Genomic DNA, 15,637 nt, shown 5'->3' with positions numbered 1-15,637 from the left:
TTTATCAGTAGGGTGTTCTTTTAGTTTCTTTTGATCTTAGCTAGTACTAGGTTCAGTGCATAGTGTAATGTTTTGTCTTTGGCGATAAAAAGCGTCAAGAGATAGTAGATTCCACAAGTAGCTATGGTAGAGAGAACCATGAGGATCATGTTGAGGTTCACCGTATAGGAACTGATTTGGAAAATCATCTTGAAAATATAGAAGATCGGGATAAATCCAAGGGATATGAGACCATAACGCGTTAAGGTCATAAAGATTTCTTTTAAATTAATTAGTTGATGTTTCTTAATAAAATGAATTTCTAAGAGAACAACGATGGCTTCGGCAATAATGGTCGTAGCAATATAATACTCAGGGGCAAAAATATTATTGATATATAAGATACAGTTGAAGAGGAGATTTGCGACACCACCAGCAAAGTAGAAAGCAGTCAAGCGGTTCTCGTGGTCATTGATAAAGATAATTTGCTTACCAAGAATCAACTCAATAGCCCAGATAATGGTTCGAAAGGCGAAGACGCTGGTCACGATACCTGCCTCAAGATACTTTTCAGAAGAGTAGATAACCGTTGCGTACTTTCCCAAAATCATAATCCCAAAACTAGTTGGAACCATGAGAAAATAGAATAATGATGCCGCTTGATTTACAAGATAATTATAAGAATTATAATCCTTTTTCCCGAGGTAGTAGCCGAGACGTGGAATGCTGACACTGATAGCTCCACTTAAGACACCAGCAATTAGCATGACGATGCTATAGGCAATTGTATAATAAGAAATATAGTTTTCATCAGGTCCCTTGGTGATAAACATTCTATCAAGCAAGGTATAGAGCATATTGGCATTTGCCAAGAGAAGCATAGTAAAGAGTGGTTTAGAAGCCTTAGCTAACTCGATGAAACCAATTTTAACAAAAGAAACTTCTCTCTTAATCCAAAGAAAACTAAGGAGGTAGTTGAGGATAGTTGTCGCAGTCATGACGATAGCGTAGGGAACAATATCATCAGCAGTTTTGACAAAGGCAAAGATGGCGACCAGCATGGTAATCCGAATAATCAATGTCTTGTAAAGGATGAAGGCATAGTTTTCATAAGCCTCATTCATCCATTCGATATTGAGGAATTGGAAGAGTGCCTGAGCTCCCAGGATGTAATAAAGGACTTTCAGGTTCTCAATGCTGGTGTCAAAGAAGATAAAGAGGAAGTAGATGCCAGTCGTCAGGAGAGAGGTGAAAACCGAGATATAAAACAACTTAGAAAAGACGTAGTTGATTTTATTCTTGTCGTCCTTAACCTTACTGATAGCACGAATCCCGTAGTTGTATATTCCAAAGGCTGCTAGTGGAACGACAAAGCTAGCCCAGGTATTGGCAGTATTGAAATAACCGTAGTTGGATTTGCTGAGAATCCGAGTCAGATAAGGGTTGGTTATCAGAGGAAAAACGATATTGAGAATATTGACCAGCAAGCTGGCCAATGCATTAACTTTTATATTTTTCATTGAACTTTCTTTCTTAAATCTAAAATCATCTCTAGTATTATATCACATTCCAGCTTTATTCTTTTGATAAAATCGTAAAAATCTAGTATAATAGATAGACTGAAAGTATGAGGTTAGTAGAAATGAAGATGAAACAAATTAGTGATACAACACTAAAAATCACGATGACTTTAGATGATTTGATGGATCGAGGAATGGAAATTGCAGACTTTCTCGTTCCTCAGGAAAAAACCGAAGAGTTTTTCTATGCTATTTTAGATGAACTGGAAATGCCAGACAATTTCTTGGATAGTGGCATGCTGAGTTTTCGTGTGACGCCAAAACCAGATAAGGTTGACGTCTTTGTGACCAAGTCCAAGATTGACCAGAATCTGGATTTTGAAGATTTGGCGGATCTGCCAGATATGGAAGAATTGGCCCAAATGTCGCCGGACGAATTTCTCAAAACATTGGAAAAGAGCATTGCAGACAAGACCAAGGACGATATTGAGGCCATCCGATCTCTAGAGCAAGTGGAAGCTAAGGAAGAGGAGCAAGAGCAAACAGAAAAGGAGACTGAGAGCAAGAAAGAACCTTATATCTACTATATCTTGCGTTTCGTGAATCTTGCAGACCTAGTGGCTTTTGCTAAAACAGTGACTTTTGAGATGGAAACATCTGAACTCTATAAGATGAATGACCACTATTATTTGACAATTTTAGTCGATATTGAAAATCATCCAAGTCCATACCCAGCTTGGCTCTTGGCTCGTATGCGTGAATTTGCAGATGATAATGACATCAGTCGTTCAGTTTTGCAAGAGTATGGGGAAATCTTGATCAACCACGATGCAGTCCTTGGCTTGCAAAAGATTCGTTCATAATTTTTAAAATCAATTTTCATTTATCAAGAAAGGCGGATCATGGGATTCGTTTTTTCTTTACTAGACTGAAATAGTGATTTACTATAATAGGAATTTTCACAAAATTCTGTTATAATGGCTATATCAGAAAATTTCTAGGAGACAAACATGACAGTTAAAATTGCTTTACTTGGATTTGGTACCGTTGCAAGTGGTGTGCCATTCCTCCTAAAGGAAAATGGAGAAAAAATCGTTCAGTCAGCTCATTCAGAGATTGAGGTTGCTAAGGTATTGGTCAAGGATGAAGATGAAAAGAACCGCTTACTTGCAGCAGGGAATGACTTTAACTTTGTAACCAATGTAGACGATATTTTGTCAGATCAAGACATTACTATCGTAGTGGAATTGATGGGGCGTATCGAACCAGCTAAGACCTTTATCACTCGTGCCTTGGAAGCTGGAAAACACGTTGTTACTGCTAACAAGGATCTTTTGGCTGTCCATGGCGCAGAATTGCTAGAAATCGCTAAAGAGCATAATGTAGCACTTTACTACGAAGCAGCAGTAGCTGGTGGGATTCCAATTCTTCGTACTTTAGCAAATTCATTGGCTTCTGATAAAATCACGCGCGTTCTTGGCGTGGTTAACGGAACTTCTAACTTTATGATGACCAAGATGGTCGAAGAAGGCTGGTCTTATGATGATGCTCTTGCGGAAGCACAAAGACTTGGATTTGCAGAAAGCGACCCTACAAATGACGTGGATGGGATTGACGCAGCCTACAAGATGGTGATTTTGAGCCAATTTGCTTTTGGTATGAAAGTTTCCTTTGACGATGTAGCTCACAAGGGAATCCGCAACATCACGCCAGAAGACGTAGCTGTTGCCCAAAATCTTGGCTATGTAGTGAAATTGGTTGGTTCTATTGAGGAAACTCCTTCAGGTATTGCTGCAGAAGTGACTCCAACCTTCCTTCCTAAAGCACATCCACTTGCCAGTGTGAATGGTGTAATGAACGCCGTTTTTGTAGAATCTATCGGTATCGGTGAGTCTATGTACTACGGACCAGGTGCTGGCCAAAAACCAACTGCAACAAGTGTTGTGGCGGATATTGTCCGTATCGTTCGTCGCTTGAATGATGGTACCATCGGTAAAGACTTCAACGAATATAGCCGTGAATTGGTCTTAGCAAATCCAGAAGATGTTAAAGCAAACTACTATTTCTCAATCTTGGCACCAGATTCAAAAGGTCAGGTCTTGAAATTGGCTGAGATTTTCAACGCTCAAGATATTTCCTTCAAGCAAATTCTCCAAGATGGCAAAGAGGGTGACAAGGCGCGTGTAGTGATTATTACTCATAAGATCAATAAAGCACAACTTGAGAATGTTTCAGAAGAGTTGGCCAAAGCTTCAGAATTTGACCTCTTGAATACCTTCAAGGTGTTAGGAGAATAGGATGAAGATTATTGTACCTGCAACCAGTGCCAATATCGGGCCAGGTTTTGATTCGGTTGGTGTAGCTGTAACCAAGTATCTTCAAATTGAGGTCTGTGAAGAACGAGATGAGTGGTTGATTGAACACCAGATTGGTAAATGGATTCCCCATGACGAGCGTAATCTTTTGCTTAAGATTGCCTTGCAAATTGCACCTGACTTGAAACCAAGACGCTTGAAAATGACCAGTGATGTTCCCTTAGCGCGTGGCTTGGGTTCTTCAAGCTCGGTTATTGTTGCTGGGATTGAACTAGCTAACCAACTGGGGAATCTCAACTTATCTGATCATGACAAATTGCAGCTGGCTACCAAGATTGAAGGACATCCTGACAATGTGGCTCCAGCTATCTATGGAAATCTTGTTGTTGCGAGTTCCGTTGAAGGAAATGTTTCAGCGATTGTGTCTGACTTCCCAGAGTGTGATTTTCTAGCTTATATTCCCAACTATGAATTACGCACTCGTGACAGTCGTGGTGTCTTGCCTAAAAAATTGTCCTACAAGGAAGCTGTTGCAGCTAGTTCTATCGCCAATGTGGCCGTTGCAGCCTTGTTAGCAGGAGATATGGTGACAGCTGGACAAGCGATCGAGGGGGACCTCTTCCACGAGCGTTATCGTCAGGATCTGGTGAGAGAATTTGCGAAGATTAAGCAAGTAGCTAAAGAGAATGGTGCCTATGCAACCTATCTCTCTGGTGCCGGGCCAACAGTTATGGTCTTGGCTTCTCATGACAAGATGCCGGCGATTAAGGCAGAATTGCAAAAGCAGTCTTTCAAAGGCAAACTTCATAATTTGAAGGTGGATACCCAAGGTGTCCGTGTCCAAGCAAAATAAAGAAATAAAAGACAGGATGGGGAAAGTCTCGACTAGAGGGCTTCCTGTCCTTTTTTTGAAAAGAAGTCTAGTTAAAAACTTGATAGAGGAGAAACGAAGATGGCAGAAATTTATCTAGCAGGTGGTTGTTTTTGGGGTTTAGAGGAATATTTTTCCCGAATTTCGGGAGTGCTAGCTACCAGTGTCGGCTATGCTAATGGGCAAGTCGAAACAACCAATTACCAGCTGCTCAAGGAAACAGACCATGCAGAAACGGTTCAAGTGGTTTACGATGAGAAGGCAGTGTCACTTAGAGAAATTTTACTTTATTATTTCCGAGTCATTGATCCCTTATCTATCAATCAGCAAGGGAATGACCGTGGTCGTCAATATCGAACTGGAATCTATTACCAAGATGAAGCAGACTTGCCAGCTATCTACACTGTGGTGCAGGAGCAGGAGCGTATGCTGGGTCGAAAGATTGCAGTAGAAGTGGAGAAACTTCGCCACTATATTCTGGCGGAAGACTACCACCAAGACTATCTTAAGAAGAATCCTTCAGGTTACTGTCATATCGATGTGACCGATGCTGAGAAGCCATTGATTGATGCAGCAAACTATGAAAAACCTAGTCAAGAGGTGTTAAAGGAAAGTTTATCTGAAGAGTCCTATCGTGTCACCCAAGAAGCTGCAACAGAGGCTCCATTTAGCAATGCTTATGACCAGACCTTTGAAGAAGGGATTTATGTAGACATCACGACTGGTGAGCCACTCTTTTTTGCTAAGGATAAGTTCGCTTCAGGTTGTGGTTGGCCAAGTTTTAGTCGTCCGATTTCTAAGGAGTTGATTCACTACTACAAGGATTTGAGTCATGGAATGGAGCGAATCGAGGTTCGTTCTCGGTCAGGAAATGCTCACTTGGGTCATGTTTTCACAGATGGACCTCAGGAGTTAGGTGGCCTGCGTTACTGTATCAATTCGGCCTCCTTGCGTTTTGTAGCCAAGGATGAGATGGAAAAAGCAGGATATGGCTATCTATTACCTTACTTAAACAAATAAAACTGAGAGGGTAGGGCTTCCCACTTTCTTCATTTCCAGCATAAGAATAGAAGGGATCTATGAAACACTTACTATCTTACTTCAAACCCTATATCAAAGAAGCCATTTTAGCTCCCTTATTCAAGTTACTTGAAGCTGTTTTTGAGCTCTTGGTTCCCATGGTGATTGCTGGGATTGTTGACCAATCTTTACCTCAGGCAGATCAAGGGCACCTCTGGATTCAGATTGGCCTACTCCTTATCTTTGCAGTGATTGGCGTTTTAGTAGCCTTGATTGCTCAATTCTATTCAGCCAAGGCAGCGGTAGGTTTTGCCAAGGAATTGACAAACGACCTCTATCGTCATATTCTTTCTTTATCTAAGGACAGCAGAGACCGTTTGACAACTTCTAGCTTGGTGACCCGCTTGACTTCTGATACCTACCAGATACAGACTGGTATCAATCAATTCCTGCGCCTCTTTTTGCGAGCGCCTATTATCGTTTTTGGTGCAATCTTTATGGCCTATCGCATCTCAGCTGAGCTGACTTTTTGGTTTTTGGTCATGGTTGGTTTTTTGACAATCGTTATTGTCGGTCTCTCTCGACTGGTCAATCCTCTCTACAGTAGTCTCAGAAAGAAAACGGACCAACTGGTTCAGGAAACGCGTCAGCAATTACAAGGCATGCGAGTTATTCGTGCTTTTGGTCAGGAAAAACGAGAGTTACAAATTTTTCAAACCCTTAACCAAGTTTATGCTAGATTGCAAGAAAAGACGGGTTTCTGGTCTAGTTTGTTAACACCTCTGACCTATCTGATTGTTAATGGAACTCTTCTCGTCATCATCTGGCAGGGATATATTTCAATTCAAGGAGGTTTACTCAGTCAAGGTGCCCTCATTGCCCTTATCAACTATCTCTTGCAGATTTTGGTGGAATTGGTCAAGCTAGCTATGTTGATCAATTCTCTCAATCAGTCTTATATCTCAGCTAAACGAATCGAGGAAGTCTTTGCTGAGGCTCCAGAAGATATCCATTCGGAGTTAGAACAAAAGCAAGCTTCCAGTAATCAGGTTTTACAAGTCCAAAAATTGACCTTTACTTATCCTGATGCGGCCCAGCCTTCTCTGAGAGACATTTCCTTTGATATGAAGCAAGGACAAATCCTTGGTATCATTGGGGGAACGGGTTCTGGTAAATCAAGCTTGGTGCAAGTCTTACTTGGTCTATATCCAGCAGATAAGGGAAGCATTAACCTTTATCGAGATGGACGTAGTCCTCTTAATTTGGAGCAGTGGAGGTCTTGGATTGCCTATGTGCCTCAAAAAGTCGAGCTCTTTAAAGGAACTATTCGTTCTAACTTGGCTCTAGGTTTCAATCAAGAAGTATCTGACCAGCAACTCTGGCAGGCCTTGGAGATTGCGCAAGCTAAGGATTTTGTTAGTGATAAGGAAGGTCTCTTAGATGCCACTGTTGAGGCAGGAGGTCGAAATTTCTCAGGTGGACAAAAACAAAGGTTGTCTATCGCCCGAGCGGTCTTGCGCCAAGCTCCGTTTCTCATCCTAGATGATGCAACCTCGGCCCTCGACACCATTACCGAGTCCAAGCTCTTTAAATCTATTCGAGAAAATTTGCCAAACACGAGCTTAATCTTGATTTCTCAACGGACTTCGACGCTTCAGATGGCTGACCAGATTCTCCTTTTGGAAAAAGGTGAGTTACTAGCTGTTGGCAAGCACGATGACTTGATGAAATCCAGCCAAGTCTATCGGGAAATCAATGCATCCCAACATGGAAAGGAGGACTAGCATGAGACGACAAACCGCAAACCAGACGCTCAAACGTTTGGTTAAGGATTTAGCAAGCCATCCCTTCCTCCTTTTTCTAGCCTTTCTAGGAACTATTGCCCAAGTTGGCTTATCAATTTATCTACCTATCTTGATTGGGCGGGTCATTGACCAAGTCCTGGTGGCTGGTTCTTCACCAGTTTTTTGGCAGATTTTTCTCCAGATGATCTTGGTGGTAATAGGAAATACACTGGTACAATGGGCCAATCCTCTTCTTTATAATCGCCTAATCTTCTCTTATACCAGAGATTTACGAGAGCGAATCATTCATAAGCTCCATCGTTTACCGATTGCCTTTGTAGATAGGCAAGGAAGTGGAGAGATGGTCAGTCGTGTGACCACGGACATAGAGCAGTTGGCAGCTGGTTTGACCATGATTTTTAACCAATTTTTCATTGGTGTTTTGATGATTTTGGTTAGTATTCTAGCCATGCTCCAAATCCACCTCCTCATGACCCTCTTGGTCTTGCTGTTGACGCCGCTGTCTATGATGATTTCACGCTTTATTGCCAAACGGTCCTATCATCTTTTCCAGAAGCAAACAGAGACGAGGGGGATTCAGACTCAGTTGATTGAAGAATCACTTAGCCAGCAGACCATTATCCAGTCCTTCAATGCTCAGACAGAGTTTATCCAAAGACTGCACGAGGCGAATGCCAACTACGCAGGTTATTCTCAGTCAGCCATCTTTTATTCATCAACGGTCAATCCTTCGACTCGCTTTGTTAATGCACTCATATATGCTCTTCTTGCTGGAGTGGGAGCTTATCGTATCATGATGGGGTCCACCCTGACTATCGGTCGTTTAGTGACTTTTTTGAACTATGTCCAGCAGTACACCAAGCCCTTTAACGATATTTCTTCTGTTTTAGCAGAGTTGCAAAGTGCTCTCTCTTGCGCAGAGCGCGTCTATGCTGTCTTAGAGAGTCCTGAGGTGACTGAAACAGGTAAGGAAGCCTTTACCGGTGACCAAGTTAAGGGAGCCATTTCCTTTAAGCATGTTTCTTTTGGATACAATCCTGAAAGGATCTTGATTAAGGATTTATCCATTGATATTCCAGCTGGTAGCAAGGTTGCCATTGTTGGTCCGACAGGTGCTGGCAAATCAACTCTCATCAATCTCCTCATGCGCTTTTATCCTATCAATAGTGGAGATATCTTGCTAGATGGACGGTCCATTTATGACTATACCCGAGCATCATTGAGACAGCAGTTTGGCATGGTACTCCAAGAAACCTGGCTCAAGCAAGGGACCATTCATGATAATATTGCCTTTGGAAATCCTGATGCTAGTCGGGAGCAGGTGATTGCCGCTGCCAAAGCAGCCAACGCAGACTTTTTCATCCAACAGTTGCCACAGGGATACGATACCAAGTTGGAAAATGCAGGTGAATCTCTCTCTGTCGGTCAGGCTCAGCTTTTAACCATTGCCCGTGTCTTTCTAGCTATTCCCAAGATTCTCATCTTAGACGAGGCGACTTCCTCCATCGATACGCGGACAGAAGTGCTAGTTCAGGATGCCTTTGCTAAACTGATGAAGGGGCGCACAAGTTTTATCATTGCCCACCGCTTGTCAACCATTCAGGATGCGGATTTGATTCTTGTCTTGGTAGATGGTGATATTGTTGAGCATGGCAATCATCAGGACCTCATGGCTAGAAAGGGCAAGTATTACCAAATGCAGAAAGCTGTAGCTTTTAGCTCTGAATAATCCTTTCTATTTTGAAATCTTATGGACAAAAAAAGTTGCCTTCGGGTGACTTTTTTGTTACAATAGCTAGAAAAAATCAGGGTCTTAGAAGGAGAAAACAATGAAAGTCTATCAGCATGTAAATATTGTGACTTGTGACCAAGATTTCCATATTTATTTGGATGGTATCTTAGCTGTTAAGGACTCTCAAATCGTCTATGTCGGCCAAGAGGAGCCAGAGATTCTAGAGCAAGCTGAGCAGATTATAGACTATCAAGGGGCTTGGATCATGCCTGGATTGGTCAATTGCCATACCCACTCTGCTATGACAGGCTTGCGAGGAATCCAGGATGACAGCAATCTCCATGAATGGCTCAATGACTATATCTGGCCAGCAGAAGCAGAATTTACCCCCGACATGACTACTAAGTCGGTCAAAGAAGCTCTTACGGAGATGCTACAGTCAGGAACAACAACCTTCAATGATATGTATAATCCCAATGGAGTGGATATCGAACAGATTTATCAGGCAGTCAAGGCTTCCAAGATGCGTTGTTATTTCTCACCGACCCTCTTTTCTTCAGAGACAGAAACAACTGCTGAGACCATAAGCAGAACACGAACCATTATAGAGGAAATTTTAGGATATGAAAATCCAAATTTCAAGGTTATGGTAGCTCCACATTCTCCGTATAGCTGTAGTAGAGACTTGCTGGAAGCGAGCTTAGATATGGCAAAAGAGCTGGACATTCCTATCCATATCCATGTAGCGGAGACCCAGGAAGAGTTAGGAATAATCCTGAAACGATACGGCAAACGTCCCCTCGCCTTTCTAGAAGAACTGGGTTACTTAGATCATCCGTCTGTCTTTGCTCATGGGGTTGAACTAAACGAGCGAGAAATTGAACGCTTAGCAACTTCTCAAGTAGCTATCGCCCACAATCCTATTAGTAACCTCAAACTGGCCTCAGGAATCGCTCCAATCATCCAACTGCAAAAAGCAGGAGTAGCAGTCGGAATTGCGACTGACTCTGTTGCTTCCAATAACAATCTAGATATGTTTGAAGAAGGACGGACCGCAGCCCTTCTTCAGAAGATGAAAAGTGGAGATGCCAGTCAATTTCCCATCGAGACAGCCCTCAAAGCTCTGACGATAGAAGGTGCCAAGGTCCTTGGAATGGAAAAGCAGATAGGAAGCCTAGAAGTCGGCAAGCAAGCAGATTTTCTCGTCATCCAACCTCAAGGAAAAATCCATCTCCAACCTCAGGAAAATATGCTCTCTCACCTCGTATACGCAGTCAAATCCAGTGATGTTGACGATGTCTATATTGCAGGAGAACAAGTTGTCAAGCAAGGCAAAGTTTTGACAGTCGAGATTTAAAAAAATTTCAAAAAAAGTTTGCAAAAATCTTGCATTCTTTTTTTGTCTATGCTATACTTATATACGGTTTGAAAAAACTGCCTAAGACAGTAGGGGAGCTCGACTCATAAAGATCCTACCGAGGACAAAACGTATCATGTAAAAAGAAGCGTATTGTACTTTCGTGTCTAGGTTTGGGCGCGTTTTTCTTTTGAAAAAATTCCCCAAGCAAAATAATTACGGAGGTGAACACACTAATGAGTGAAGCAATTATTGCTAAAAAAGCGGAACTAGTTGACGTAGTAGCTGAAAAAATGAAAGCTGCTGCATCTATTGTCGTTGTAGACGCTCGTGGTTTGACAGTTGATCAAGATACAGTTCTTCGTCGTGAGCTTCGTGGAAGCGAAGTTGAGTATAAAGTTATTAAAAACTCAATCTTGCGTCGTGCAGCTGAAAAAGCTGGTCTTGAAGACCTTGCATCTGTTTTTGTTGGACCATCTGCAGTAGCATTTTCTAACGAAGATGTTATCGCACCAGCGAAAATCTTGAACGACTTTGCTAAAAACGCTGAAGCACTTGAAATCAAAGGTGGTGCAATCGAAGGCGCTGTCGCATCTAAAGAAGAAATCGTTGCTCTTGCAACTCTTCCAAACCGCGAAGGACTTCTTTCTATGCTCCTTTCTGTACTTCAAGCGCCAGTGCGCAACGTTGCTCTTGCAGTCAAAGCAGTTGCAGACAACAAAGAAGACGCAGCTTAATCTTAAGCTACGCAGCGTAGCATAGCTACGAAAAAACTATTATAATTAAAAACTTATTTGGAGGAAATAACAATGGCATTGAACATTGAAAACATTATTGCTGAAATTAAAGAAGCTTCAATCCTTGAGTTGAACGACCTTGTAAAAGCTATCGAAGAAGAATTTGGTGTAACTGCAGCTGCTCCTGTAGCTGTAGCTGCAGCTGGTGCTGCTGACGCTGGTGCTGCTAAAGATTCATTTGACGTTGAATTGACAGCTGCTGGTGACAAAAAAGTTGGCGTTATCAAAGCTGTACGTGAAATCACTGGTCTTGGACTTAAAGAAGCTAAAGAACTTGTTGATGGTGCACCAGGTGTCATCAAAGAAGGCGTTCCAACTGCAGAAGCTGAAGAAATCAAAGCTAAATTGGAAGAAGCTGGAGCTTCAGTTACTCTTAAATAATAGAGCAACTACATTAGTAGCTTAAAAACCTGATAAAACCGCTATTCTTAGGAGTAGTGGTTTTTCTTTTTGTTCGAGAAGGGGCAAAAAGGGGGCAAACTATTTTATAATTTATCTAGGAGACAAACAAGTTTTGAATAATAGGCTTTCCATTAAACATTGGTGAAGTACAGTCTCTGGTTTTTTCCTTGATCTATAACTCATTGTTTGGTTTAGTATGATATAATAATATCGAACTACATTTTTGGAAAGGTTATTCTGATGAGCTTAATAAATAAAATTGAACAAGGTATTAAAGAGTTAGAGGGAGGGCGATTTCAAAAACTAGGTGATGCGTACCTGAGAAGAAAATACAATTTTAAAATTGTTTCATTAGGTTCACAAGAAGGAACGGATAAGACTACTAAAGGAATTCCTGATTCTTATGCTGAGGAAAAAGGTAAATATGTTTATATCATGTATGGTACACATAAAACTATAATATCTAAATTAAAAGAAGATATTCATTCAGTTAAGAAAAAAATTTTAGACGAAAATATTTCTGAAGATAAGGTTGCGAGACTTATTTGTTGTCATACTTCTTCAAATATAACAATTAAACAAAAAGAAGATCTAGAAAAAATAGCTGAGCCTTATCAGCTAGAATTGATTGGAATTAATGAAATTGCTGATGATCTTACAAAGTTAGATTTTCAATATTTAGCAAAAGAGTATCTATCAATCAGTGAATCTACAGAGCAAGTTTGGTCTATCAATGACTTCATAAAAATTCATGATGAGAGTAAAACTAATGCTCCTATATCAAATGATTATATTGGAGATGTAAGTGAAATTATAAATACCATTAAATCAAGTGAAAAACGAATCTTCTTAATATCTGCTAAGCCTGGAACAGGGAAAACTAGATTAGCAATTGAAATTTGCTCTTTGCTCGATCGAAATAAATATAACATTATTTGTGTCAAGAGCAATAATCAGGATATTTACCAAGATGTAAAACGCAATCTAAATTTACACAAAGAAAATATTGTTTTTATTGATGATGTTAATACTACACAAAATTATATTTCTACACTTGGGCTACTGAACACGACTAGTAATATTTGGTTTATTCTTACGGTACGTGATTATGCTAAAAAAGATGTAATAAATAATGTTAAAGTTTATGGGTACAATAATATTGAGCCAGAACTTATAAAAGATGATAATTTTAAGGAATTACTCAATCAATTCTCTCGAAACGATTTTACCAATAAAGAAATTGAACATATAAAAACGATATCTAAAAGCAATCCGCGTATTGCAGTCATTGCAGCGAAGTTATCTAGCTATCGGGATTTGACTAATTTTAATGACGAGATTGATATTTTAAAAGATTACTATGAAGAAATTTTAAATAAAAATAACATTATTTATGCAGAACAAAAGACTTTATTTATTTTATCTTACTTAAAAAAGATTAGACTGGAAAGTTTAGAAGAGAACCAGGAATTCAAAAAATTACTAAAAATAACTGATATAACAAATACTGACTTTAAGAGTGCAGTGGAGAAGCTTCACGAGAGAGAGTTGTGTAATATTTATAACGACAAAATTGTAAAGATAGCAGATCAATCATTAGATGATTATATAGTTATCAAGTTTTTAATTAATAAGAAAATATCAATTTTAGAAATTTTACATGAGTTATATCCAGTAAACGATCAAAGAGTTGTTCAAATACTAAATCAATGTTCCAATTTTATTAGGAAAGAGAGTGATTTAAAAGGCGTTTCTGATGCAGTTAAATCATATTATTACAATGAAAGTAATTTTGAAAGCGATGAACTTAAAGAAAAGTTTTTAATACAATTTGGAGTATTACTTCCTCTAGAAGCAATTTCACACGTTAAAAATAAAATTGATAATATAGAGTCTCAGGCTTATACAAAGACTAATTTTATTAATCAGAAGGATAAAAAGGAATCTATTAAGGATTCAGTTTTAAATATTGTATTTGTAACTACACGGACAAAATATTGTAGTCAAATTCTCCAATTATTGTTAAAGTACTTTGATAAAAATCCTAATAAGATTTCTGAGGTTTATAGTATTCTTGAAGCAAACTACGGATTGGTTACCGAAAGAGAATATATTGATTATACCTTAGCTGAAAATACTATTTCTGAACTTGCTAATCTTGATTTGATGAAAAGTTATAATCAAGAATTAAGCGCGGCAATTTTGAAGCAGTATCTTAAAATTACTATCGACAGGACAGAAGCTTATGAGGAATCATTTACATTTAGGGAATGTACCATTCCTGATAGTGAAAAACTGAAAGAGTATCATAGAAGCATACTGAAATTTTTAGCAAAGATATATAATGTTGGGAGTGTTGATATTAGACTTTATATTGAGAGAATACTGTATGATTACAGAAGAAAAATTTTGATCTATTCAGAAAGTCATTGTAATACTATACTTGGAGATTTGAGAAATATTAGGAAATTATTTTTTAATGACATTAAAAACTTATCTATGATTGGAGAAAAAATAGTCTATGCTTTACATAAAGCTGAAGTGAAAGAAAACTTACCGATTGTTTTTGATGATTATATAATTTCTGACAGACAAAAAATATATAATAATTTAACAAATCCTAACCATGCTTGGTTTTATGAGGATGATGCTGAAATTAAACTACAACAAATTGCAAATAGTTATTCAAGCAATTTGCAAAATATTTTCAATTTTGCAAATCAATTTAAAAATAGCTTGTTTATGAATGATATAAATATTGAACTGGTGCTATTTAATATGTTTTTGCTATTAGAAAATGATAAAAAAATTGAATTTTTAAATTTAATGTTTAAATCAAACTATCATTTTGAAAACAAGACTCCTATTAGTTTTTTAGAAAATATTGAGAAAAGTTCAATGCGGTATGTTATTGCATCCTCTCCAGAATTAGAAAAATATGAATGGCAACTTGCTTATTTAACACAAATTGAAAATGTTAAAAATGAAGATCTACAAACATTAAAGAGTATTCTAAAAGCTAATTCTTTACCATATTATTTTACAATTTTAAATTTTGAGAGATTGATTTTGAAAGATCCTAGATTAAAAGAGTTGTTAATACAAAAAGCTGGGAATACAAATTTTGTTATTCCTGATTTTATAAGAGAAGAAGAGGTGCCAAAATTAATAAATCTAATTGGAGAAAACGATTTAAAGTCTCAGTATTTAATCAATTTAGGGAGCAGTAAGGATCACACCTATAAGCTTTTTCAAAAATTAGGAGAAAATGATATTAATTTTGCGGTAGAAGTATTGAAGAAAATTGATGAGCTAAAAATGGGAAGCTCTAATTTAGGATACATGGTATTACATACTATAAATGGATTTAGAGATAAGAAAGAAATTTATAAAAAGTTTATCCGCTTTGCAATAAATAGGCCATATTACTACTATAACAATATGCTTGAAGATATTATAAAAAATGACAGTCAGATCATATTAGAAATGCTTGAGGAAACAAACAATGAGCAATTTGCAATTAGATTGGTCAATCTAGGTGTAGAATTTTTAGAAAACAGCAATCAAAAACTAATACTATTTAATCTTCTCAGAGCTAAAGGATTTGGCAAGAAGTCATTCCAAGAAATACATTTTAGTCCCTATTCACATTTTTTTACTGGTAGTCACGTTCCGGTGTTGGAATTAGAAAAAGAACTCCTAGAAAGAATTAAAGAGATATTTGAAACTGATATAGACTACATTAAGTTGCTACGGTACTTGGATAAACTAATAGATGGCAAGCGCAATGCGATTGAAAGAGAATTGGAAAAGGAGTTTTAAATTATAATTTATATTTA

The 15,637-nt window shown here is 38.5% G+C and carries 11 protein-coding genes and 1 other annotated feature; of the genes, 10 read left to right on the top strand and 1 reads right to left on the bottom strand.

Features of this window, described 5'->3' with window-relative positions; translation table 11 throughout:
- Window positions 1-20 precede the first annotated feature (20 nt).
- Window positions 21-1,499, bottom strand: a complete 1,479-nt coding sequence (locus FQT28_RS06295; protein WP_143989726.1) for an oligosaccharide flippase family protein — start codon at window positions 1,497-1,499, stop codon at window positions 21-23.
- Window positions 1,500-1,621: 122 nt separating this feature from the next.
- Between FQT28_RS06295 and mecA the strand changes: the two genes are divergently transcribed.
- The 10 genes from mecA to FQT28_RS06240 all read left to right on the top strand — a co-directional run bounded on the left by mecA (window position 1,622) and on the right by FQT28_RS06240 (window position 15,620).
- Window positions 1,622-2,362, top strand: a complete 741-nt coding sequence (mecA, locus tag FQT28_RS06290) for an adaptor protein MecA (RefSeq protein ID WP_143990068.1) — start codon at window positions 1,622-1,624, stop codon at window positions 2,360-2,362.
- A gap of 147 nt (window positions 2,363-2,509) precedes the next feature.
- The gene (locus FQT28_RS06285; RefSeq protein ID WP_143989725.1) at window positions 2,510-3,796 is read left to right on the top strand and encodes a homoserine dehydrogenase; all 1,287 of its coding nucleotides are present in this window, start codon (window positions 2,510-2,512) and stop codon (window positions 3,794-3,796) included.
- A 1-nt stretch (window position 3,797) separates the two neighbouring features.
- The gene (gene thrB, locus FQT28_RS06280) at window positions 3,798-4,667 is read left to right on the top strand and encodes a homoserine kinase (protein ID WP_143989724.1); all 870 of its coding nucleotides are present in this window, start codon (window positions 3,798-3,800) and stop codon (window positions 4,665-4,667) included.
- A 99-nt stretch (window positions 4,668-4,766) separates the two neighbouring features.
- Window positions 4,767-5,705 (top strand): peptide-methionine (R)-S-oxide reductase MsrB, encoded by a 939-nt coding sequence (gene msrB / locus FQT28_RS06275; protein ID WP_143989723.1) that lies wholly within the window; start codon window positions 4,767-4,769, stop codon window positions 5,703-5,705.
- A gap of 59 nt (window positions 5,706-5,764) precedes the next feature.
- Complete coding sequence (locus tag FQT28_RS06270; protein ID WP_125449413.1) at window positions 5,765-7,489, top strand: ABC transporter ATP-binding protein; 1,725 nt, start codon at window positions 5,765-5,767, stop codon at window positions 7,487-7,489.
- 1 nt (window position 7,490) lies between these two features.
- Entirely contained in the window at window positions 7,491-9,239 is a 1,749-nt protein-coding gene (locus FQT28_RS06265; protein ID WP_143989722.1) for an ABC transporter ATP-binding protein, read from the top strand.
- A 100-nt stretch (window positions 9,240-9,339) separates the two neighbouring features.
- Window positions 9,340-10,599, top strand: a complete 1,260-nt coding sequence (locus FQT28_RS06260; RefSeq protein WP_143989721.1) for a TRZ/ATZ family protein — start codon at window positions 9,340-9,342, stop codon at window positions 10,597-10,599.
- A 62-nt stretch (window positions 10,600-10,661) separates the two neighbouring features.
- Window positions 10,662-10,797: a sequence feature (ribosomal protein L10 leader region), on the top strand.
- Between the two features lie 38 nt (window positions 10,798-10,835).
- Window positions 10,836-11,336, top strand: coding sequence for a 50S ribosomal protein L10 (rplJ, locus tag FQT28_RS06250; protein WP_001287266.1), 501 nt, complete (start codon window positions 10,836-10,838; stop codon window positions 11,334-11,336).
- Window positions 11,337-11,408: 72 nt separating this feature from the next.
- Entirely contained in the window at window positions 11,409-11,777 is a 369-nt protein-coding gene (gene rplL / locus FQT28_RS06245; RefSeq protein ID WP_001196962.1) for a 50S ribosomal protein L7/L12, read from the top strand.
- Window positions 11,778-12,038: 261 nt separating this feature from the next.
- Window positions 12,039-15,620 carry a P-loop NTPase family protein gene (locus tag FQT28_RS06240; protein ID WP_143989720.1) on the top strand — a complete coding sequence of 1,194 codons (3,582 nt, stop codon included), beginning with the start codon at window positions 12,039-12,041 and terminating at the stop codon, window positions 15,618-15,620.
- Window positions 15,621-15,637: the final 17 nt, after the last annotated feature.

This window comes from Streptococcus oralis (assembly GCF_901543815.1).
GTDB classification, from domain to species: Bacteria; Bacillota; Bacilli; order Lactobacillales; family Streptococcaceae; genus Streptococcus; species Streptococcus oralis_CM.
Note: the sequence above shows the minus strand (reverse complement) of the source record. Positions and strands in the feature narration are given on the sequence as shown.

Coding starts and splice junctions, on each gene's coding strand:
- FQT28_RS06265 (WP_143989722.1), top strand. CDS start 7,491: ATGAGACGACAAACCGCAAACCAGACGCTCAAACGTTTGGTTAAGGAT.
- rplL (WP_001196962.1), top strand. CDS start 11,409: ATGGCATTGAACATTGAAAACATTATTGCTGAAATTAAAGAAGCTTCA.
- msrB (WP_143989723.1), top strand. CDS start 4,767: ATGGCAGAAATTTATCTAGCAGGTGGTTGTTTTTGGGGTTTAGAGGAA.
- FQT28_RS06240 (WP_143989720.1), top strand. CDS start 12,039: ATGAGCTTAATAAATAAAATTGAACAAGGTATTAAAGAGTTAGAGGGA.
- FQT28_RS06285 (WP_143989725.1), top strand. CDS start 2,510: ATGACAGTTAAAATTGCTTTACTTGGATTTGGTACCGTTGCAAGTGGT.
- rplJ (WP_001287266.1), top strand. CDS start 10,836: ATGAGTGAAGCAATTATTGCTAAAAAAGCGGAACTAGTTGACGTAGTA.
- FQT28_RS06260 (WP_143989721.1), top strand. CDS start 9,340: ATGAAAGTCTATCAGCATGTAAATATTGTGACTTGTGACCAAGATTTC.
- FQT28_RS06270 (WP_125449413.1), top strand. CDS start 5,765: ATGAAACACTTACTATCTTACTTCAAACCCTATATCAAAGAAGCCATT.
- mecA (WP_143990068.1), top strand. CDS start 1,622: ATGAAGATGAAACAAATTAGTGATACAACACTAAAAATCACGATGACT.
- thrB (WP_143989724.1), top strand. CDS start 3,798: ATGAAGATTATTGTACCTGCAACCAGTGCCAATATCGGGCCAGGTTTT.
- FQT28_RS06295 (WP_143989726.1), bottom strand. CDS start 1,499: ATGAAAAATATAAAAGTTAATGCATTGGCCAGCTTGCTGGTCAATATT.